At 71.9% G+C, this 20,215-nt stretch carries 21 protein-coding genes; 9 read left to right on the top strand and 12 right to left on the bottom strand.

The annotated features are described in order from the left end of the window. The first annotated feature begins 88 nt into the window (after positions 1-88). From eccD to LTT61_RS32700, 3 genes are all read left to right on the top strand, one after another. Positions 89-1,579, top strand: coding sequence for a type VII secretion integral membrane protein EccD (gene eccD / locus LTT61_RS22805; RefSeq protein ID WP_233016098.1), 1,491 nt, complete (start codon positions 89-91; stop codon positions 1,577-1,579). Between the two features lie 5 nt (positions 1,580-1,584). Next, the gene (mycP, locus tag LTT61_RS22800) at positions 1,585-2,982 is read left to right on the top strand and encodes a type VII secretion-associated serine protease mycosin (RefSeq protein ID WP_233016097.1); all 1,398 of its coding nucleotides are present in this window, start codon (positions 1,585-1,587) and stop codon (positions 2,980-2,982) included. Between the two features lie 92 nt (positions 2,983-3,074). Then, positions 3,075-3,947, top strand: coding sequence for a potassium channel family protein (locus LTT61_RS32700; protein ID WP_269821786.1), 873 nt, complete (start codon positions 3,075-3,077; stop codon positions 3,945-3,947). 155 nt (positions 3,948-4,102) lie between these two features. Here LTT61_RS32700 and eccB read toward each other — a convergent pair whose 3' ends face one another. Beyond that, positions 4,103-5,575 (bottom strand): type VII secretion protein EccB, encoded by a 1,473-nt coding sequence (gene eccB, locus LTT61_RS22785; RefSeq protein ID WP_233016096.1) that lies wholly within the window; start codon positions 5,573-5,575, stop codon positions 4,103-4,105. A gap of 113 nt (positions 5,576-5,688) precedes the next feature. Here eccB and eccE point away from each other — a divergent pair, with 113 nt between their 5' ends. Beyond that, on the top strand, positions 5,689-7,332 hold the full coding sequence (gene eccE, locus LTT61_RS22780) for a type VII secretion protein EccE (protein WP_233016095.1): 1,644 nt from the start codon (positions 5,689-5,691) through the stop codon (positions 7,330-7,332). Between the two features lie 3 nt (positions 7,333-7,335). On the opposite strand, the gene LTT61_RS22775 is transcribed toward eccE, so the two are convergent. Next, complete coding sequence (locus tag LTT61_RS22775; protein WP_233016094.1) at positions 7,336-7,923, bottom strand: NADPH-dependent FMN reductase; 588 nt, start codon at positions 7,921-7,923, stop codon at positions 7,336-7,338. After that, positions 7,920-8,729: an S-methyl-5'-thioadenosine phosphorylase gene (locus LTT61_RS22770; RefSeq protein WP_233016093.1), complete on the bottom strand. Its 810-nt coding sequence runs from the start codon at positions 8,727-8,729 to the stop codon at positions 7,920-7,922. Before LTT61_RS22770 ends, LTT61_RS22775 begins: the two co-directional genes overlap by 4 nt. A gap of 107 nt (positions 8,730-8,836) precedes the next feature. Between LTT61_RS22770 and LTT61_RS22765 the strand changes: the two genes are divergently transcribed. Continuing rightward, a complete protein-coding gene (locus LTT61_RS22765) occupies positions 8,837-9,787 on the top strand; it encodes a DMT family transporter (protein ID WP_233016092.1) in 951 nt (316 codons plus the stop codon). Then, positions 9,784-10,098, top strand: coding sequence for a metal-sensitive transcriptional regulator (locus LTT61_RS22760; RefSeq protein ID WP_269821785.1), 315 nt, complete (start codon positions 9,784-9,786; stop codon positions 10,096-10,098). Before LTT61_RS22765 ends, LTT61_RS22760 begins: the two co-directional genes overlap by 4 nt. 137 nt (positions 10,099-10,235) lie before the next feature. On the opposite strand, the gene truA is transcribed toward LTT61_RS22760, so the two are convergent. From truA to infA, 8 genes are all read right to left on the bottom strand, one after another. Next, a complete protein-coding gene (truA, locus tag LTT61_RS22755) occupies positions 10,236-11,099 on the bottom strand; it encodes a tRNA pseudouridine(38-40) synthase TruA (RefSeq protein WP_233021145.1) in 864 nt (287 codons plus the stop codon). A gap of 1 nt (position 11,100) precedes the next feature. Continuing rightward, complete coding sequence (rplQ, locus tag LTT61_RS22750) at positions 11,101-11,652, bottom strand: 50S ribosomal protein L17 (protein ID WP_233016091.1); 552 nt, start codon at positions 11,650-11,652, stop codon at positions 11,101-11,103. A 50-nt stretch (positions 11,653-11,702) separates the two neighbouring features. Beyond that, positions 11,703-12,761: a DNA-directed RNA polymerase subunit alpha gene (locus tag LTT61_RS22745; protein ID WP_233016090.1), complete on the bottom strand. Its 1,059-nt coding sequence runs from the start codon at positions 12,759-12,761 to the stop codon at positions 11,703-11,705. 97 nt (positions 12,762-12,858) lie between these two features. Continuing rightward, complete coding sequence (gene rpsD / locus LTT61_RS22740) at positions 12,859-13,464, bottom strand: 30S ribosomal protein S4 (protein ID WP_233016089.1); 606 nt, start codon at positions 13,462-13,464, stop codon at positions 12,859-12,861. 24 nt (positions 13,465-13,488) lie between these two features. After that, a complete protein-coding gene (rpsK, locus tag LTT61_RS22735; protein WP_233016088.1) occupies positions 13,489-13,902 on the bottom strand; it encodes a 30S ribosomal protein S11 in 414 nt (137 codons plus the stop codon). Positions 13,903-13,910: 8 nt separating this feature from the next. Beyond that, positions 13,911-14,282, bottom strand: coding sequence for a 30S ribosomal protein S13 (gene rpsM, locus LTT61_RS22730; protein WP_067646720.1), 372 nt, complete (start codon positions 14,280-14,282; stop codon positions 13,911-13,913). Between the two features lie 186 nt (positions 14,283-14,468). After that, a complete protein-coding gene (rpmJ, locus tag LTT61_RS22725) occupies positions 14,469-14,582 on the bottom strand; it encodes a 50S ribosomal protein L36 (protein WP_040686659.1) in 114 nt (37 codons plus the stop codon). Positions 14,583-14,681: 99 nt separating this feature from the next. Continuing rightward, positions 14,682-14,903, bottom strand: coding sequence for a translation initiation factor IF-1 (infA, locus tag LTT61_RS22720; protein WP_003418601.1), 222 nt, complete (start codon positions 14,901-14,903; stop codon positions 14,682-14,684). A gap of 1,359 nt (positions 14,904-16,262) precedes the next feature. On the opposite strand from infA, the gene LTT61_RS32990 reads away from it, so the two are divergent. Then, positions 16,263-18,014, top strand: coding sequence for an AAA family ATPase (locus tag LTT61_RS32990; RefSeq protein WP_420094824.1), 1,752 nt, complete (start codon positions 16,263-16,265; stop codon positions 18,012-18,014). Between the two features lie 19 nt (positions 18,015-18,033). On the opposite strand, the gene LTT61_RS22710 is transcribed toward LTT61_RS32990, so the two are convergent. Continuing rightward, positions 18,034-18,426 (bottom strand): DUF4254 domain-containing protein, encoded by a 393-nt coding sequence (locus LTT61_RS22710; RefSeq protein WP_233016086.1) that lies wholly within the window; start codon positions 18,424-18,426, stop codon positions 18,034-18,036. Between the two features lie 384 nt (positions 18,427-18,810). Between LTT61_RS22710 and LTT61_RS22705 the strand changes: the two genes are divergently transcribed. Next, positions 18,811-19,614, top strand: coding sequence for a GntR family transcriptional regulator (locus LTT61_RS22705; protein ID WP_233016085.1), 804 nt, complete (start codon positions 18,811-18,813; stop codon positions 19,612-19,614). After that, positions 19,611-20,210 (top strand): GNAT family N-acetyltransferase, encoded by a 600-nt coding sequence (locus LTT61_RS22700; RefSeq protein WP_233016084.1) that lies wholly within the window; start codon positions 19,611-19,613, stop codon positions 20,208-20,210. Before LTT61_RS22705 ends, LTT61_RS22700 begins: the two co-directional genes overlap by 4 nt. Positions 20,211-20,215: the final 5 nt, after the last annotated feature.

Below are 20,215 nucleotides of genomic sequence, written 5' to 3'. Positions count from 1 at the left end.
AGTTCGCACAGCATTGTGCTGGGCGGAGGGTGGGTTCGCAAGCTGCTGCCCGGGGGCCTTCCCCAGCCTATGGCCTGCGGAAACACCTGTGGATAAGAAGTTGGGGGACAGCGTGACGTACGCGCGGCTCGGACACATCGACGAGGACTCCTCGCGCGGCATCGTGCGCGCGCCCGATCTCGCGCGGGTCACCATCCTGGCCAAGCACACCCAGGTCGACATGGCGATTCCGGTGGATGTCCCGGTGGCGCTGGTCATCCCGAGCGTGGTCGACATGGTCGCCCAGCACAGCCGCAGCAACGAGTTCGACAACGAGGGCGAGCGCTTCGAGCCGGCCGAGTGGGTGCTGGCCCGGATCGGCCACCCGCCCTTCTCCAACTCGCTGAGCCTCGGCGAGCACGGCGTCCGCGACGGCGAGCTGCTCATGCTGGAGAGCGCCTCGCAGACCGCGCCGACCCCGCTCTTCGACGACATCATGTACAACGTCGCGATCGCCGACGCGAACCACTTCCGCGGCTGGACCCCGCACAGCGCCCGGCTCACCGGCGCGGTGCTCGCGGCGCTGACCATGCTGGTCGGCTGCCTCGGGCTGCTGCTCGCGCCGGAGGCCATGCCGGTCTGGGTGAGCGGCTCGATCGCGCTGGTGGTGGCGATCCTGCTGGTGGTGGCGGGCATGGTGCTGAGCCGGATGTACGGCGACACCTCGGCCTCGCTGGTGCTCGCGGGCTGCGCGCTGCCGCCCGCGTTCAGCGCGGGCATGCTCTACGTTCCCGACCACTACGGCTGGGCGCACATCCTGCTCGGCTCGGTGCTGCTCGGGGCGACCGCGGTGCTGGCATGGCGGGTCACCGGGGTCGGGCTCGGGCTGTTCATCGGGGCGGCGACGCTCGCGGTCTTCACAGCGCCCGCGGCCCTGGTCGGGCTGCTCACCGAGCACCCGGTGCGGGCGATCGGGGCGGTGCTCGCCGCGGCCGCGCTCGGCGGGCTCTCGCTGGCGCCGCGGGTCTCCATGCTGCTCGCCAAGCTGCCGCTGCCGCCGGTGCCGTCGCCGGGCACCCCGATCGACCCGACCGAGGACGACCCGGACGACCACCGCGCGCTGCCGAGCATGGAGGTGCTGCGCGCCAAGTCGGAGCGGGCACGGAGGTACCTGGCCGGGCTGGTCACCGCGACCACGCTGGTCACCGTGGCCGGGGCGCTGGCGGCGGCCGATCCGGAGGCGGAGACGCCGTACTGGCAGGGGATCGCGCTCGCGCTGGTCTGCGCGGTGGTGCTGGCCTTCCGCAGCCGCACCTACGCCGGTGCCGAGCAGGCGGTGGTGCTGATCGCGGGCGGGGCGGGCATCGCGCTCGCCATGCTGGTCGGGATGGCGATCGAGATGGAGCAGCCGCTGGTCGTCTTCGGCGCGGCCATGCTGCTGCTGGTCGCGGCGCTGGTCCTCGGCATGGTGGTGCCGAACCAGACGGCGACGCCGCCCATGCGCCGCGCGGTGGAGCTGCTGGAGTACGCCTTCGTCGCCGCGGTGCTGCCGCTGGTCTTCTGGGTGGCCGAGCTCTACGCCCTCGTCCGCGGGTTGTGAGTGGCGTGCGACGGCTCGCGGCACTTGTCGCGGTTCTGGCGGTAGCCGCCGGGCTCTCCGCCGGACCGGCACTGGCCGACAACCGGCCGCCGATCGTGGACCCGGGGGCGCTGCCCGCCGGAGATCCCGCCGCGCCGCCCGGCAAGACCGAGCGGCCGGGGAACGCCGCCTGCTACAGCACCCAGCAGGGCGGGGACGGCCCCTCCGTCCCGCCGACCCAGCGCGCGCTCGACCTGGATCGGGCCTGGCAGTTCTCGCGCGGCGCGGGCCAGGTGGTCGCGGTGATCGACACCGGCGTCTCGCCGCACCCCCGGCTGCCCAACCTGACCCCGCTCGGCGATTTCGTCGCCGCGGGCGGCAACGGCAGCGAGGACTGCGACGCGCACGGCACCGTCGTCGCGGGCATCATCGGCGCCACCCAACTGCCGAACCAGGGCTTCTCGGGGGTGGCGCCGGAGGCCCAGCTGCTCAGCATCAGACAGACCAGCGCGCTCTACCAGGAGGAGGGCGCGGGCCGGAACAAGGGCCCGGACGACATGCCGGACGGCTACGGCAAGGTCTCCGCCCTGGCCTCGGCGGTGCGCAGGGCGGCGGACTCGGGCGCCACCGTCATCAACATCTCGCTGGTGGCCTGCCCCACCGAGAAGCCGGAGAGCCGCGAGTTCGCCGCGCTCGGCGCCGCCGTGCGCTACGCCGCGCTGGAGCGCGACGCGGTGATCGTGACCTCGGCGGGCAACACCGACGCCTGCAAGTCGGGCAACCCCGGGCTCGACCCGCTCAACCCCGGCGCCGACCCGTGGACCCGGGTCACCTCCTTCGTCGCGCCCGCCTGGTTCGACCAGTACGTGCTCTCGGTCGGCTCGATCGATGCCGCGGGCGCGCCGTCGTCGTTCACCGTGCCCGGCCCGTGGGTCGGGGTGGCGGCGCCCGGTGAGAACGTGGTCTCGCTCGACGCCCGCGCGGGCGGCACCTCCAACGGCAAGTACACCAACCAGGGCCAGTACACCGCCTACAGCGGAACCAGCTTCGCCGCGCCGTACGTCTCCGGGGTGGCCGCGCTGGTGCGCGCCCGCTTCCCGGAGCTGAGCAGCGCCGAGGTGATCCGGCGGATCCAGGCCACCGCGCACGCCCCGGCAGAGGGCTGGAACCCCTACGTCGGGTACGGCGCCGTCGACCCGGTCGCGGCGCTCACCAACGAGGTGCCCGCGGCGCTGCCCGCCAAGATCCCGAGCGCGGCGGTGAGCGTCCAGCTGGCGGTCCCCGCGCCCGCGTCCGACCCGGACGACACCGCGCGGAACGTCGCGCTGATCGGCACCGCGGTGATCGTGGCCGCGGGTGTGCTCGGCTATTTGGCCTCCTTCCCGATCCGCCGCCGCTTCGGCGTGCACGAGGACGCGACCTGAACCACCGGGTGCGCGGGGGCAGTTCCGTGTAGCGTCGGCGCTCGGCACCGCGAAACATACGGTGACCACGTCCGATCGAACCGGGTACCGCCATGACGACTGCGATGCCGAGCCGCCGGGAGGCTTGGGAGCGCGCGACCAACGTGCCGATGCTGCTGCTCGCCGTGCTCTTCCTCGGCACCTACGCCTGGTATGTGCTCGACACCGGCGCCTCGCCGCACCTCGACACCTGGCTGGCCCGGGTCGACCTGGTGATCTGGGCGGCCTTCGCCGCCGACTTCGTCATCCGCGTCGTGCTCTCCAGGAACCGCTGGCAGTTCCTGCGCACGCACCCGCTGGATCTGCTGATCGTGCTGGTCCCGCCGTTCCGGCCGCTGCGGCTGGTGCGCGCGGCGCTGCTCATGCTCGGCACGCTGAACCGGGCGCGGCTCACCCGCTTCCGGCTCTCCATCTACGTCGGCACCAGCTCGGTGCTGGTGATCCTGCTGTGCAGCCTGGCCTTCTTCGACGCCGAGTACGGCGGGCCGGATGCCAAGGTGCAGAACTACGGGGACGCGCTGTGGTGGGCCGCGGTCACCGTGACGACGGTCGGCTACGGCGACTACTACCCGGTGACGGCGGAGGGCAGGCTGGTCGCGCTGATCCTGATGACCTTCGGCATCGGGCTGATCAGCTTCGCCATCGGCACCACGACCAGCTGGGTGTTCGACCAGCTCAAGGCGGTCGAGGCGAGTGCCGACGAGACGGAGCGGCAGATCGGGACGCTGCTCACCGAGGTCCGCTCGCTGCGCGCCGAGGTGGCGGAGTTGCGCCGGGATCCGGCCGGGGCGAACGGGCCGCCCGGCCCGGCAGGTGCGGTGGGCCCGGCAGGTGCGGTGGACCCGGCAGGCGCGGTCGGCCCGTTAGGCGCGGTAAGCCCGACAGGCGACCGGCTCGCCGACGCGGACCCGGCCCCGGCCGGCTGACACCCGCGGCCCGAGCGCGGAGGCCGAAGTAATCGGCCCATCTCCATCGTCCGGCCGGGCCATCGTCCGGCCGGGCCATCGTCCCGCCCGGGCCATCGTCCCGCCCGGGCCATCGTCCCGCCGGATCAGCGACCGGCCGACGACGCGGAGCCGCGTCAGCGGGCGGCGGCCACCGGCTGGTCGGCGGGCGCGGGGTCGGGGGCGACACCGTCGTGGGCGACCATCGCCTCTTCCCGGCCCAGGCTCGGCCCGGCGGCGAGCAGCCCGACGATCGGCCAGGGCGCGGGCTCGGCGGGCACGTTCTCCATGCCGAGCGCCTTGGCGGCCTCCGCGTTCTTGATGCCGTACCTGACGCCGGTGTCGCCGACGTAGAACAGGCTGTCCCTGCGGCTGCTGTCCGGGTCGATGCCGGTGCTCTGCACGTAGGCGCCGGTGCTCGGCTTCAGGTAGACGGCGTCGGCGTTCGGCCCGGAGCCGTCGGCCTTGGCCAGCGGGACGGTGCGGGCGTCGTCGGGCAGCGGCAGGTCGACGCCGGTGAGCACCTCGAGTTCGGCGCGGCGGGCGCCGTCCCCGTTGTCCGCGGCGGCGGCGATGGGACGCCAGGTCAGGCAGCTGACCGGGCGGTCCTTGGGCTGCACCAGCGTCGGGGCGGTGCGCGGGTAGTCATCGACCTGGAGCGCCTTGGACACGCCGACGCCGGTGCGCATGCTCTGCGGGATCGTCGCGTCACCGGCGCCGGGGGTCGAGTTGCGGATGATGTCGGCGGTGAGCGCCGAGATCCCCTGCAGGCCGTCGCGCAGGACGACGTAGTACTCGTCGGTGGTCGAGAGCTGGACGACGTCCCCGATCCGATGGCCGTCCATCGAATAGCCGGGAGCCTCACCCACACCGTCGATTCGCGGCGCGACCAGCGGCAGCACCTCGGGCACCGCGTTCAGCAGCCCGTCGCTCACGGGCCGCGGCGTGACCCCCGTGATCCCGAGCGCGTCGGTGACGGCCCGCGAGCTCATATCCACCCGTGCCCGCTTCGTGTCATAGATCAGATACGCCGAGTCCCGCCCCTGCACCAGCAGCGCCCGCTCACCGGGGAGCACATCCGCCTTGGCCCCGGTATCCGGGTCGCCGACCAGCACCGAGGTGCTGAGATCACTGCCGCCGTCCATCTTCAGCTGGTCGCAGACGGTCCACGCGCGCCCCGCGCCCTTCTTGTCGAAGAGCAGCGCGGCGGGCGCCCCGGGAATTCCGATGAGCTGCCCGCGCGGCTTCTTGCCGAGCTCGGACTCCTTGACGATGGCGGGCTTGGCCGCCTCCCCCGCGGCCAGCCGGGCCGAGGCCAGGTTCAGCGCCGGGTGCACGGTGTCGCCGATGACGACGTAGACCCCGCCGGACTCCTTGCCGATCAGGATGGTGTTGCTGCCGATCTTGTCCTGCGGGCGCAGCAGCGCGAGCACCCCGCAACCGGCCAGCACCACGAGCGCGAGCACCAGCCCGACGGCGTACGCCCGTGACTGCGATTTCATCGGATCGTGCAGCATGCGAACGTCGCGCCGGACCAGCGCGTGCTCCATCCGCCGGACCAGGAAGCGGTACCCGCTCACCTGCCAGCGGGTGGTCGGTTTCGATGGCATGGTTCCTCCCCCGAACGGTGCTCCTACCCGCGCAACACAGTACAGTTCGCGGAGACTGCTTTTCAGTTCGGCCAGCGGAAACGGCCGACACCGGTGTTGCATGGGGGACGACGATGGCCGAACCTGTCGGCGCGGGCCCACGCCCGTTGCTCGGACGGATATCACTGCAGAATCTGCTGGTCGCGCAGATCATCGGGCTGGGGGCCGGATTGATCGCGCTGACCGTCGGGCTCGGGGGGCTGCCCGCGCTCGGCATCGTCATCGCCGCGGCCGCGATCCCGCTGATCCCCGTCGCCAAACACACCGTGCTGGACTGGATCTCGACCGCGTGGGGGTACTTCACCCGGCGCGGCTACGAGCTCGGCGACACCGTCGACTTCCGCGGCCCGGACGGCCGCTCGCACGGGCTGTACTGGGACGGCAGCCGGGTGGTGACGGTGGTCGAGGTGCTGCCCCCGCTCGGCGGGCTCACCCGGATCGCCCGCACCACCGTGCACGCCTCGCACCTGCTGCCGCTGCCCGAGCTCGCGCAGTGCCTGAACCAGCACGACATCCTGCTCAGCGGGATCGACATCATCAGCCACGGTCACCGCAGCCGCTCCGGCACCCCGGCGGGCGCGATCTACGAATCGCTGCTCGGGCCGCTGCCCGCGACCGCGCACCGGGCGGTCTGGCTGGCCATCGCCTTCGACGCGGTGCGCTGTCCGGGCGCGGCCGAGCGCCGCGGCGGCGGCAACGGCGGCGCCGCGCGCGCCGTCACCATCGCGACCCAGCGCATCGTGCGCGCGCTGGAGGACGCGGACTGCGCGGCCCGCATCCTCACCGCATCCGAGATCCGCGCCGCCGTGCTCCAGGTGACCGGCGGCTTCGACCCGCGCGAGCTGGCCCACCGCTGGCGCTACGCCGAGATCGGCAACGTGGTGAACATCGGCACCGCGGTCGACCCGCGACGGCTCGGCTCCGACCTGCTCGCCCAGCTCTGGGTGGCGCCGTCGCGCGGCACGACGGTCGCGGTCCGGCTGCGGCCGGGCAGCAATGCCGAGTCGGTGAGCATCGGCGCGGCCTGGCGGCTCTCCGCCCGCGAACTTCCGGAGCGGCCCAAGCTCTCCGGCATGGTCTCGATGCACGGCAGGCACCGGGACGCGCTGCTCGCGCACCTCCCGCTGGCCGTCCCCGGCGTGGACGAGACGGTGCCGATGGCGGAGTACCCGATCGAGGTGCTCGGCGCGCTGCACCTGCCCTCCTCCGGCTGCGGGCAGCTGATCGGCTCGGACGAGGAGGGCAACGGTGTCGCCATGCGGCTCATCGGCAGCGGCATCTCCACCGTCTACCTGGCCGGCGAGCTGTACCTGGCGCAGCAGCTGGTGTTCCGCGCGCTCGCGGTCGGCGAGCGCATCCTGATCCGCACCGACCGCCCGCACGCCTGGGAGAACCTGGTGACCACGATCGGCAACCCGGAGCGGCTCGGGATCGCGGTCGAGACGCACCAGTCGGACGCCGATTTCACGGCGGCGGTGGTGGACGGCGTGCTCGCCCCGCCCCCGCACGCCGGCGTCACCACCATCTACGTCACCGGCGACCCGTCGGCCTGGCCCGCCACCAGGCCGGACCTCTCGCTGCAGCAGCCGGGCGCGATCGGCAACCACGTCATCCTGCGCACCGGGTCCGCGCAGGCGCACCTGACGCTGGTCTCCATCCCGCGCGAGTCGACCTACATCGGGCAGCCGCGCGGCCGCCGCGCCATGGCGAACCAGTAGCGCTCAGCCGGGATACGGGTCGGCATCCCGCGCGGTGCGCAGGGCCCGGCCCCACCAGCTCAGCTGCCGCAGCATCCGGCCCGCGCCGTCGATCGCGGCGCCGTCGGCGGTCTCGCCCTCGGCGCCGAACTGCCCCCTGACCCGGTGGAAGCTCACCGACTCGCGAACCGAGACCATGTGTACCTCGGCCACCACCTGGCGCAGCTGCTCGACCGCGCGCAGGCCGCCGGAGACGCCGCCGTAGGAGACGAAGCCGACCGGCTTGCCGCGCCACTCGTGCTTGGCGCTGTCGATCGCGTTCTTGAGCGCGGCCGGGTAGCCGTGGTTGTACTCGGAGGTGACCAGCACGAAGGCATCGGCGGCGACCAGCCTGCTCCGGAAGAGCCGCACCGCGTCGTTCTCGGAGAGATCCTGCGGCAGCGGGAACTCGGCGAGATCCAGCGTCCCGGTGTCGAAATCGGGGTTCGCCCGGACCGTGCGCAGGAACCAGTCCGCCACGGTCGGCGCGAACCGACCGGCCCGGACACTGCCGACGATCACCTCGAGCCGCAGCGGCGACTGCGCCCGCCCGAGTCTGTGCACGCCGCTCACGGCAGCTCGAAGGGGAGCGTGACACCGTCGTGCGCCCGGCAGCGGGGGCAGGTATCGGTGCCATCGGTGGCGGCAACCGCGCGCCGGACGAGCTCCTTGAACGGCACCAGGTTCCGCTCGAACTCGGCGAAGACGTCGACCGCGTGCACGCCGTCGCCCTCTGCCAGCCCGGCGTCCAGGTCGGTCACCAGGGCCACCGCGGCGTAGCACATCTCCAGTTCGCGGGCGAGCACCGCTTCCGGGTAGCCGGTCATATTGACCAGGTCCCAGCCCTGCGCGGCGAACCAGCGGCTCTCGGCGCGGGTGGAGAAGCGGGCGCCCTGCACCACGACCACGGTGCCGCCCGACCGCAGCGGCAACCCCGCCACCTCGGACTTCGCCGCGGCACCGCGCAGCTCGTCGCAGTACGGGTCGGCGAACGAGACGTGCACGCCGCCGCCGTCGAAGTAGGTCTGCTCGCGGCCGGAGGTGCGGTCGACCAGCTGGTCCGGCACCACGACGGTGCCCGGCCCCCAGTCGGCGCGCAGGCTGCCCACCGCGCAGGGCGCGAAGATCCGGCGCACGCCGAGCGCACGCAGCGCCCAGAGGTTGGCCCGGTACGGCAGGGTGTGCGGCGCGAACTCGTGCTTCGCGCCGTGCCGCGGCAGGAAGGCGACCGGCCTGCCGGCCACCTCGCCGACCGCGATCGGCGCGCTCGGCGCGCCGTAGGGGGTCTGCACCTCGAGCTGCTCGGCGGCGCCGTCGAAGAAGTCGTAGAACCCGCTGCCACCGATGACGGCGAGGGCGGGCCTGCGGTCCGAAGTCATGGCTCGATTCTCCGTGGCGGCGGCGCGGCGCGGGCGGGCGGGGCCGGATGGGTGAATCACATCCGACCGGTCGGGCGAGCGCGGAGGGCGGCAGGATGGGCGCTGTGATGTCGCGGGCAGCGCTCGGCGTGTGGTTGACGGTGGCCTCCGGACTGGCCTTCGCGGCCTCCGGGCCGCTGGTGAAGGCGGTGCTCGGCGCGGGCTGGTCGGCGGGGGCGGTGCTCGCGGTGCGGCTCACCGGGGCCGCCGCGGTCATGCTGCTGCTCGCGGTCTTCGCCGACCCGCGGGGGCTGTGGGCGGGCCGCCGCGAGCTGCGCACCGTCGTTCCGTTCGGCGCCATCGGGGTGGCCGGGGTGCAGGCGTCGTTCTTCCTCTCGCTGGCAACGCTGCAGGTAGCTGTGACATTGATGATCCAGTTCCTGGCGCCGGTGGTGGTGATCGCCTGGCACTGGGTGGTCGGGCGCAGGCGGCCGAGCACCGGAACGCTGGCCGGCGCGGCGGTGACGCTGGCCGGTGCCGCGCTGGTGGTCCAGGTCTTCGGCGCGGGCAGCCCGGATCCGGCCGGGCTGGCCTGGGCCGGGCTCTCGATGATCGGCAACGCGGTCTTCTTCCTGCTCTCCGAGCGCAGTACGGCGCGGCTCAGCCCGGTCGCGCTGCTCGGCTCCGGGCTCACCGTCGCGGCGCTGACCACCTGGCTGCTCGCCGGAATCGGGGCGCTGCCGCTGGTCGTCGGCGCGGGCACCGCGCTCATGGACCACCGGGAGCTGCCGGTGCCGCTCGCGCTCACCCTGCTCGTCCTGGTGAGCACGGTGCTCGCCTACCTGTGCGGGGTCGCGGGCGCCGCCCGGCTCGGCGCCACGCTGATGTCGCTGGTGCTGTTGAGCGAGGTGCTCTTCGCGGTCGGGCTCTCCTGGCTGTTGCTCGGCGAGGCGGTGACGCCGGTGCAGCTGGTCGGATCGGTGCTGGTGGTGGCCGGTCTCGCGGTCGCGAACCGGGCGGCCGAGCCGGTGGTTGCTGTACCCTTGGGGGGTATCGAACCAGATGAGGAGGGCCGGTGACCGACGCCAGCCGCGAGCACGACCACACCGGGCACGGCTACATCACCGCGAAGGACGACTACCTCAAGCGGCTGCGCCGCATCGAGGGCCAGGCGCGCGGGCTGCAGCGGATGGTCGAGGAGGAGAAGTACTGCATCGACATCCTCACCCAGGTCTCCGCCATGACGAAGGCGCTGCAGGCGGTGGCGGTCGGGCTGCTCGAGGACCACATCAGCCACTGCGTCGTCGACGCCGCCGTCGCGGGCGGCCCGGAAGCGGAGGCGAAGATCAAAGAGGCGACCGACGCCATAGCCCGCCTCGTCCGCTCCTGAGCCGGAGGCCGGTGCCGCTACTCTCGCATCCGCCTCCGGCGGCTCGACTTGTTTCTGAGACGAGCCCAATCCGCGCGCGGCCACGAGCAAGTCGCCCAGCGCGAAAATCAGTCGAGCCGCCGGAGGCGGATGCGAGATCAGCCGCCGCAGCACCCCGGCCCGGGCACGGTGCGCATCTCCCGGGTCTGCGCGTTGCGCGCGGCGAGATCCGCGTCGGCGGGGTAGTCGACGGCGACAAGGCTGAGCCCGTGCGCCGGGGCGACGGTGATCGAACTGGACCGCTCCCGCTCGAGCAGCAGACTCCCGACCCACTCGGGCGTCCGCCGCCCCTCCCCCACAGCCAGCACCGCGCCGACCAGACTCCGCACCATGGACCAGCAGAAAGCATCGGCGCTGACGAAAGCGGTGAGCGCGTACCCGGAGTGCTCCCAGTCGTAGCGCTGCAACTCCCGCACCGTGGTCGCCCCCTCGCGCCGCTTGCAGAAGGCCGCGAAATCGTTGAGGCCAAGCAATTTCCGCGAGGCCACACGCATGGCCTCCACATCGAGGCCGCCCTTGGCGGCCACCACCCCGCGCGCGGCGAGCGGATCGGCACCGTACGGCGCGGTGGTCAGCCGATAGACGTAGTGCCGCCGCACAGCGGAGAACCGAGCATCGAAATCCGCGGGCGCGAGCCGGGCACCGGTGACCCGAACATCCTTGGGCAGGAACCGAGCCAGCCGATGCACCAGCTTGGCCCCGTCGAACTCCCCGGCGGTGTCGAAGTGCGCGACCTGCCCCTCCGCGTGCACCCCCGCATCGGTGCGCCCCGCCACGGTGAGCTGAACCGGCGAGCGGAAAACCTTGCTCAGCGACTCCTCCAGCACCCCCTGCACGGTCCGCAGCCCGGGCTGCCGAGCCCACCCGGTGAACTCGGTCCCGTCGTAGGCGATGTCGAGCCGCACGCGAACGAGCCCGCCCCCCTCGCGGGTGACGGGCTCGTCGCCGGAATCCGGAGTCAGCTCAGGATTCCTTCTTGTCCTCGGCGGCCTTGTCCTCGGCGGCCTCAGCTTCGGCAACCTCGGCCTCGGGCGCCTCGGCGGCCTCGGTCTCGGTCTCCTCGACCTCGGTCTCCTCGACGGCAGGCGCCTCGGCGACCGGCTCGGCCTTCTTGGAGGAGGCCACGCGGCGAGCGCGATCGGCCTCGTTGGACACGGTCTTCTCCCGGACCAGCTCGATCACGGCCATGGGGGCGTTGTCGCCCTTGCGCGGCAGCGTCTTGGTGATGCGGGTGTAGCCGCCTTCGCGACCCTCGAACGACGGGCCGATCGTGGCGAACAGCTCGTGCACGACGGTCTTGTTCCGGATCACCTTGAGCACCTCGCGACGGTCGGCGAGGGTGCCGCCCTTCGCCTTGGTGACCAGCTTCTCGGCGTACGGCCGCAGCGCCTTGGCCTTGGATTCGGTGGTCGTGATCCGACCGTGCTCGAAGAGCGCCGTCGCCAGGTTGGCGAAGATCGCCTTCTGGTGCGACGCCGACCCGCCGAAGCGAGCACCCTTCTTGGGCTTGGGCATGAGAATTACTCCTTATGAGAGGCCGCAGCCGGGGATGCCTCCCCGCGGACCTAGAGCTGTTCGGTCTCGGCGTAGTCCTGCTCGCCGCCGTCGGTGTCGGTGAACGTTCCGCTGTCGCTCCAGGTCCCGGTGTTCGCGTCGTACCCGACCACGGAGGACGGGTCGAACGAGGCCGGGCTGTCCTTCAGCGAGAGGCCGAGCGCGTGCAGCTTGACCTTGACCTCGTCGATGGACTTCTGGCCGAAGTTGCGGATGTCGAGCAGATCCGACTCGGTGCGGGCGACGAGCTCGCCCACCGTGTGCACACCCTCACGCTTGAGGCAGTTGTAGGAGCGGACGGTGAGATCCAGGTCCTCGATCGGCAGCCCGAACGAGGCGATGTGATCCGCCTCGGCGGGCGACGGCCCGATCTCGATGCCCTCGGCCTCCACGTTCAGCTCGCGGGCCAGGCCGAAGAGCTCGACCAGGGTCTTGCCCGCCGAAGCGAGCGCGTCCCGCGCGGTGATGGAGTTCTTGGTCTCGACGTCGAGGACGAGCCGGTCGAAGTCGGTGCGCTGCTCGACGCGGGTGGCCTCGACCTTGTAGGTCACCTTGAGCACCGGCGAGTAGATCGAATCGACCGGGATCCGGCCGATCTCCGCGCCGGACGCCTTGTTCTGCACGGCGGGCACGTAGCCGCGGCCCCGCTCGACGACCAGCTCGATCTCGAGCTTGCCCTTGTCGTTCAGGGTGGCGATGTGCATGTCCGGGTTGTGTACGACGACACCCGCCGGGGGCACGATGTCACCGGCGGTGACGGTGCCCGGGCCCTGCTTGCGGACGTACATCGTCACCGGCTCGTCCTCCTCCGAGGACACGACCAGGCCCTTGAGGTTCAGGATGATGTCGGTGACATCCTCCTTCACCCCGGGGACGGTGGTGAACTCGTGGAGCACGCCGTCGATGCGGATGCTCGTGACCGCGGCCCCCGGGATCGAGGACAGCAGGGTACGGCGCAGCGAGTTGCCGAGGGTGTAGCCGAAGCCCGGCTCGAGCGGTTCGATGGTGAACCTCGAGCGGTTCTCCGCCACGACCTCTTCGGTCAGCGTCGGACGCTGGGAAATCAGCATGGGATCCTCCTGTGTGGGCGCCCGCTATTTGACGCCTCGTGGTGGGGGTGTTGCGCGTGGCCGCCGCGGACGGCGGCCACGCACCAGCAGCGCTGACCTACTTCGAGTAGTACTCGACGATCAGCTGTTCCTGCAGCGGCACATCGATCTGGGCGCGCTCCGGCTCCTGGTGGATCAGGATCCGCAGCCGGCCCGGGAGCACCTGCAGCCAGCCCGGGAGGGGCCGGTCGCCGACGGTCTCGCGCGCCACCTGGAAGGGCAGCGTCGGGAGCGACTTCTCCTTGACATCGATGATGTCGTACTGGCTCACGCGGTAGCTGGGCACGTCGACCTTGATGCCGTTGACCAGGAAGTGGCCGTGGCTCACGAGCTGACGGGCCTGCCGGCGGGTGCGCGCGATGCCTGCGCGGTACACGACGTTGTCGAGGCGGGTCTCCAGCAGGCGGAGCAGGTTGTCACCCGTCTTGCCCTTCTGGCGGTTCGCCTCTTCGTAGTAGCGGCGGAACTGCTTCTCCATGACGCCGTAGGAGAAGCGGGCCTTCTGCTTCTCCTGCAGCTGGAGCAGGTACTCGCTCTCCTTGATCCGCGCCCGGCCGTGCTGGCCGGGCGGGTAGGGGCGCCGCTCGAAGGCTTTGTCGCCGCCGACCAGGTCGACGCGGAGACGCCGCGACTTGCGGGTGATGGGTCCGGTATAACGGGCCATGTCGTTCTACTTCCTTTCCCGCTATTAGACGCGACGCCGCTTGGGCGGACGGCAGCCGTTGTGCGGCTGCGGGGTGACATCGGAGATCGTGCCGACTTCCAGGCCTGCGGCCTGCAGCGAACGGATCGCGGTCTCGCGGCCCGAGCCCGGGCCCTTGACGAACACGTCGACCTTCTTGACGCCGTTCTCCTGCGCCTTGCGGGCAGCGTTCTCGGCGGCCAGCTGGGCGGCGAACGGGGTCGACTTGCGCGAGCCCTTGAACCCGACGTGGCCCGACGACGCCCAGGAGATGACGTTGCCGCTGGGGTCGGTGATCGACACGATCGTGTTGTTGAACGTGCTCTTGATGTGCGCGTGGGCGTGCGGGATGTTCTTCTTTTCCCTGCGACGCGCCTTCTGGGACTTCTTCGGGCCCGAGGCCCGGCTCTTCGGAGGCATCGGTTCCCTTACTTCTTCTTACCGGCGACGGTCTTCTTCGGACCCTTACGAGTGCGCGCGTTGGTCTTGGTGCGCTGGCCCCGCACGGGCAGGCCGCGACGATGCCGGATGCCCTGGTAGCAGCCGATCTCGATCTTGCGGCGGATATCGGCCTGCACCTCGCGGCGCAGGTCGCCCTCGACCTTGAGGTCGGAGGCCTCGATGTAATCGCGGAGCCGGGTCAGGTCGTCGTCGCTCAGATCCTTCGACCGCAGGTCGGGGCTGACCCCGGTGGCGGCGAGGATCTCGTGGGAACGGGTACGGCCGATGCCGAAAATGTAGGTCAGCGCGATCTCCATGCGCTTTTCGCGCGGGAGATCAACGCCCATGAGACGTGCCATCTGGCAGGTTCCTTAATGTTGCGGAGGTCTGCTCCCTGTCCATCCCCTCGTCTGGGGCACCGGCCTCCGTTCCGGTGGTGAGCGCACACGCCCGGGTGGATCTCACGACCCACCCGTTCCCAAGCGTGTGGCTGGCGCTGGGAGTTTCTTCGGTCAAGCCCGATCAGCGATCGGTGCTCGGTGGTGTCAGCCCTGACGCTGCTTGTGCCGCAGGTTCTCGCAGATCACCATGACCCGCCCGTGCCGGCGGATCACCTTGCACTTCTCGCAGATCTTCTTGACGCTCGGCTGAACCTTCACGTCCGTCCAATCTCTTACTGTGGCCCACGGTGTGTGGACACAACTTTTCCCCAGCCCGACGGCTGGGGAAGCTTCCTTCGTGCTCGCGGGGCGAGCCCGTCACTTGTAGCGGTAGACGATCCGGCCGCGGGACAGGTCGTACGGCGACAGCTCGACGACCACCCGATCCTCGGGAAGGATGCGGATGTAGTGCTGCCGCATCTTCCCGCTGATGTGCGCGAGAACCTTGTGTCCGTTCTCGAGCTCGATCCGGAACATCGCATTCGGCAGCGGCTCGACAACCCGACCCTCGACCTCGATGGCCCCGTCTTTTTTCGCCATGTCCTCCGCGATCCCGGTTACGCTCAACCTGGTGTGATTACTGCTCTGGTCCTACCGGCGCCTGCACCGCACCGTCCGAGCACCAGCGAACAATCGAACGTCGAAAACGGATCGAATGTTCCCGGGTGAACGCATGCCTGTAGGCGCACCGTCTTCCCAGGATACCGAGGGGCCGCCGATCAGGCAAAATCGCCCCTTCCGCGCCGCGCCCGGCCGGTCCCGTAAACTGACGCCCGAGTCCAGCGAAACGGTCCAGCACATCGAGGGGGACAGGTGAGCCGCAACGACGACGGCCTCCCCATGCTGCCGCCGTGGCTCTCGGAGAGCGAAGTCACGCAGGTCGGCTACGAAGCACCCGTGCAGAACCTGCCGTCCGACGACGACGCACCCGCGCCGCGCCGCTCCCGGTTCCGCGGTCGCGCCCCCGAGGGGGAGCGGCCCGAGGTCGGGCGGCGGGAGAAGCGGCGGCGTGGTTGGCGGCGCGGGGACGAGGCGCCCGCTGCCGTCGACGAGCAGGTCGAGTCCGAGGGGCGGGCGGGCGAGCGGCCGGAGCGGTGGGGCGTCGGGCGTGCGGAATCCGCGGGCGATTCGGAGCTTTTCGAGCCGCGGCAGGGCGGGAACGGCCGGGAAGGCTACGGAGCGCGGCAGGCGGAGTTCGCGCCGGGGGACGGTGGTTACGAAGCGCGGCCCGGGGAGAGTGCGCCGGTAGACGGTGGAGCCGGGCTCGGGCAGCGGGCCGGGTTCGCTTCGGGGAGTGACGAGTTCGGCTTCGGCGAGCAGCAGGCGCCGGGCAGTGGCGAGTTCGAGGCAGAGCTCTCCGTGCCGCAGGCGTCGGGGCGTGGCGAGTTCGAGGCGGAGTTCTCCGTGCCGCAGGCGTCGACGGATGTGCTGGGGCATCGGAGTGATTTCGGGCCCGCGGAGAGTCTTCCGAGCGACGATCGGAACGGGCGGGCGCGGCACGAACTCGTGGAGGCCGGGCCGGGCGACGAGGCGCTGCGGGATCCGCGCACCGGCGCGGTCGCGCCGGAGGAGAGCCCGCGGCCGACGCTGCCGACTCGCAACCCTTCGGTGCCGTCGAGCGCCTTCCAGCCGCTCGGCGCGGTGGCGAGCGCCGCGGGCGGATTGCGCGAGACGGCGGCGGTCAGGGAGCGCCGCAGGGCGCGGCCCGAACTGCCGCCACCGCCGGAGCGGCTGCCCGTGCCGAGCAACACCGCGGACGACGAGCTGGAAGAGGCCGCTCCGCACCGCGATCTGGCCGGGTTCCGCGAGGGGCTCTCCGCGCTGCACCGGGATGCCGAGCCCGAGGTGCAGCCCGCTCCGGACGAGCCGCTGGAGCGCGGGCAGATCGGCACACCCGACGTGCTCCCGCCGCGCGCCCCGGTAGCCCCGGCCACCGGTGGCAGCGTGCCGCCGTGGCAGGGGCCGACCGGCAACGGCGGCGTGCCCTACGGCCCCGCGCAGGCCGAACAGCCGGAGCGCGCACCGGAGGCGCCCGCGCCGGAACCGGACCCATCGGCCTACCGCTCCGCGCCGAGCATCCCGGTGGCACCGCAGCAATTCGACGTGCCCGCGGCGGGCCCGCTCTACCCGCCCGCTCCCCCGCACGCCGCGCCCACCGCCTACCCGACCCCGCCCACCGGGAACGGCTCTGCCGCACCGCTGCCCGCCCCGTCGCCGCAGCCCTACAGCACCGCGCCGACGAATCAGCCGCCCTCCCCCTACGGCACCGGGCCCGCGAACCAACCACCTGCCCCCTACGGCTCCGCTCCGACGAGCGATGCGCCCTACGGTCCCGGTGCGAACCCGGCGCCCCAGCAGTACGGCGATCCGAACCTGCTCCCGGTGAACCAGCAGTACCGGTCGGAGCCGAATCAGCCGCTCGCGAACCAGGTTCCGCCGCAGCACGGCTCGAGCCCGGATCAGCCTCCCCCGGCATACGGCCAGGACCCGAACCGGCCCGGACCGAATCAACCGCCGCCGCATCACTTTCCGGCCGCGCAGTACCGCTCCGACCCGAACCACCCGCTCGCGAACCAGGCTCCGCCGTACAGTGGCGACCCGAACCAGTTCGGCCCCGGGCCGAATCAGCCACCCGGGAACAACTTTCCGCCGTACGGCCCCGGCCCGGGCCAGCACCAGTTCCAGCCAGGCAGGCAGGTCAACGCCACCCCGCCGAACGTCTACGGCTCCACCCCGCCCCCCTCCCTGGACGACGTGCCCATGCGCCGGGCCAAGAAGTCGCCGGGCAGCGGCTGGCGCAAGGCCGTGCACCACGTCTCCGGTGGCGCCATCAACCCGGGCATGTCGGCCGAGGAGCGCCGCCTGCAGGAGCTGGTGGCCCGGATCCGGCAGCCGGTCCGCGGCGACTACCGGATCGCGGTGCTCTCGCTGAAGGGCGGCGTCGGCAAGACGACGACCACCATGGGGCTCGGCTCGATCTTCGCCTCGATCCGCGGCGACCGGGTGATCGCGGTCGACGCCAACCCGGATTTCGGCACGCTCTCCCAGCGGGTGCCGCTGCAGACCCGCTCGACCGTGCGCGACCTGCTGCTCGACCCCGCGATCCAGCGCTACTCCGACGTCCGCAGGCACACCTCGCAGGCCACCTCGCGGCTCGAGGTGCTGGCGAGCGAGCGCGACCCGGCGGCGTCCGAGGCGTTCAGCGACGAGGAGTACCGCGCGGTCGCGCGGATCCTGCAGCGCTTCTACAACATCATCCTGACCGACTGCGGCACCGGCCTCATGCACTCGGCCATGACCGGCGTGCTTGACACGGCGCACTCGCTGGTGCTGATCTCGTCGGCCGCCATCGACGGCGCGCGCAGCGCGGCGGCCACCCTGGACTGGCTCTCCCTGCACGGCCACGACCACCTGGTGCGCAATGCGGTGGTGGTGATCAACCTGCCGCGCGAGGGGTCGCCGACGGTCGGGGTGCAGCACCTGCGCGAGTACTTCCTGTCGCGCTGCCGCGCGGTGCACATCATCCCCTACGACGGGCACCTCTCCGAGGGCGCGGAGATCGACCTGCACCGCCTGCACAAGAACACCAAGCGGGCCTACGTCGAGCTCGCGGCGACGGTGGCCGACGAGTTCGCCGTCTTCCGCGGCTGAGCCCGCGCCGCGCGGGCCCTCACCACTCCGGGAGCCTGCGCCTGCCCTCGAGCACGTCGCGCACCAGGTCGTCGTAGCCGTCGCTCAGCTCGGCCAGGTGGTGCCAGGCGCTGTGCAGCCGGTCGTCGTCGGCGTCGAGGCTCATCAGCGCGCGGTGCGCGCGCACCGAGGACTCGGCGAGGCGGTCGATCACCGCGCCGATGGTCTCGGTGTGCAGGGTCGCGCCGAGCCGGTGCTCGGGCACGCTGCGCGCCACCCAGTCGTCGATCGCCATTACGAGTTCGCCTCTGCGGCGATCGATCTCGAGCAGCGCCGCCGACGCGATCGGCGACTCCGGGCCGCCGGGGCCGATGCGCCGCTCGTGCAGCACCGCCAGGTCGCGGGCGAACCAGAGCAGCGGTCCGCCCACCACCCGATGCCCCCGCAGCGCACGGAGAAGGAGATCGGAAAAAGGTAGCTGCCCCGTTTCCGAGGCCCGATCCCCCGGATCGGCACCCCTGGCCGCACCGGGAAAGGTCTTCACGACCGTAGAACTATCCGAACCTGCCACGTTGCCTCGCAGTCATCGCCGCACAACACCGGATCAGAACGTTCAGAACGTTCATTACACTAAACCTCAGAAAGACCCTGTCAAGCGAAGCCCCGCCCGCGACCGGAGCCCGTTTCCGAAGCGTTATGCAGCGGCGGTTCGGCCGAAATTCCTTGTCGGCCGATGGTTTTACTCGGAAGACCGATGGGTATGCGATGCCATCGACAAGCGTGTAACCACACTGTTGCCCAGCACCGAGGGAGCCCGATGGCGGACGGCCCGACCTACCAGCGCATCGCCGACCTGCTGCGCGAGCAGATCCGGGGCGGCACCTGGCAGCCGGGCGACCGCTTACCCAGCCACGTCGAGCTGGCCGAGCGCATGGGCGTCTCGATCACCACCGCGCGCCACGCCATCCAGGTGCTCGTCACCGAGAACCTGGTGTACACGGCGACCTCGCGCGGCACCATCGTGCGCAGCCGGGAGATCCTGGAATCGGTGGTCACCGACCACATCCGCCCGGACCGGCCGCGCTCGGCGCACGACATCTTCTCCGAGATCGCGCGGGCGGCGGGGCGCGAGCCGGCGAAGGAGTTCAGCGCGCGGATGGAGCCCGCGGGCGCCGAGGTCGGCGGCTGGCTCGGGGTGGCGCCGGATTCCTGGGTGATGGCCCGCACGGTGGTGCAGTACCTGGACAACGAGCCGTGGTCGTGGGAGGTCAGCTTCTTCGCGCGGGAGCTGGCCGAGGCGATCGGCGCCGACGTGCCGCACGACATCCCGGAGGGCACCACCCGCAGGCTGGCCGAGCGCGGGCACGGCGAGACCGCGCACCGCGACACCGTCTCCGCCCGGCCCGCGAGCGTGGCCGAGGCGGCGGTGCTGAACATCGTGCCCGGCACCATCCTGCTCGACCACCTGCGGATCGGCGCCAACCAGCGCCGGGTCACCAGGGCGACCAGGCACCGCTGCCTCGCCACCCGCAACCGGCTCGCCTACCAGCTGGGCGACCCGGCCGGGGTCGCGGTCATCGCCCGCACCCTGGAGTCGCCCGTGCCCGCCTCCGCTTCGTGACAGCGCCGGCCCCGGCCCGCGCCGTGCGGCCGGGAACGCTGCTCATCCGGCGTGCCCGCCGCGACGAGTTGGCGCTGCTCTGCCTGCTCCGGCTGCGCCGGACCCGCTGGCTGGTCGCGCGCGGCGAGGACCAGTGGACGGCGGCGGGGCGCGGGCTCGAGATCGCGGCCTTCGCACGGGCGGCCGGGCGGGCGATCGAGCGCGGCCACACCTGGGTCGCCGAGCTGGGTGGCGAGGTGGCGGGCACGATCACCGTCGACCGGCGCGCCGACCGGGACCTGTGGACGCCCGCCGAGCTCGCCGAGGCGGTGATCGCGCACTTCATGATCGTGGACGCCGCCTTCGCCGGGCACGGCATCGGGCACCGGCTGCTCGCGCACGCCGCCGCCCTCGCCCGCGGCGACGGCCTGGACTGGGTCCGGCTCGACGCCTGGACCACCAACGCCGGACTGCACGCCTACTACCGCGACGCCGGATTCCACCTCGCCCGGATCGCGGGCCCACCCGCCCACGGCCCCTCCCGCGCGCTCTTCGAGCGCCGGGTCGACACCTGGCCCACCACCCTGCCCGCGCTCCGCCACCCGGCAACCGGGTAACCGCG

It is taken from the genome of Nocardia asteroides (genome assembly GCF_021183625.1).
GTDB lineage: Bacteria > Actinomycetota > Actinomycetes > Mycobacteriales > Mycobacteriaceae > Nocardia > Nocardia asteroides_A.
Note: the sequence above shows the minus strand (reverse complement) of the source record. Positions and strands in the feature narration are given on the sequence as shown.

Bases quoted from the DNA above. Each gene is read 5' to 3' on its own strand.
- infA (WP_003418601.1), bottom strand. From the start codon at position 14,903: ATGGCGAAAAAAGACGGGGCCATCGAGGTCGAGGGTCGGGTTGTCGAG.
- LTT61_RS22765 (WP_233016092.1), top strand. From the start codon at position 8,837: ATGTCGCGGGCAGCGCTCGGCGTGTGGTTGACGGTGGCCTCCGGACTG.
- LTT61_RS22745 (WP_233016090.1), bottom strand. From the start codon at position 12,761: ATGCTGATTTCCCAGCGTCCGACGCTGACCGAAGAGGTCGTGGCGGAG.
- LTT61_RS32700 (WP_269821786.1), top strand. From the start codon at position 3,075: ATGACGACTGCGATGCCGAGCCGCCGGGAGGCTTGGGAGCGCGCGACC.
- eccB (WP_233016096.1), bottom strand. From the start codon at position 5,575: ATGCCATCGAAACCGACCACCCGCTGGCAGGTGAGCGGGTACCGCTTC.
- LTT61_RS22705 (WP_233016085.1), top strand. From the start codon at position 18,811: ATGGCGGACGGCCCGACCTACCAGCGCATCGCCGACCTGCTGCGCGAG.
- LTT61_RS22770 (WP_233016093.1), bottom strand. From the start codon at position 8,729: ATGACTTCGGACCGCAGGCCCGCCCTCGCCGTCATCGGTGGCAGCGGG.
- eccE (WP_233016095.1), top strand. From the start codon at position 5,689: ATGGCCGAACCTGTCGGCGCGGGCCCACGCCCGTTGCTCGGACGGATA.
- rpsD (WP_233016089.1), bottom strand. From the start codon at position 13,464: ATGGCCCGTTATACCGGACCCATCACCCGCAAGTCGCGGCGTCTCCGC.
- rplQ (WP_233016091.1), bottom strand. From the start codon at position 11,652: ATGCCCAAGCCCAAGAAGGGTGCTCGCTTCGGCGGGTCGGCGTCGCAC.
- rpsM (WP_067646720.1), bottom strand. From the start codon at position 14,282: ATGGCACGTCTCATGGGCGTTGATCTCCCGCGCGAAAAGCGCATGGAG.
- rpsK (WP_233016088.1), bottom strand. From the start codon at position 13,902: ATGCCTCCGAAGAGCCGGGCCTCGGGCCCGAAGAAGTCCCAGAAGGCG.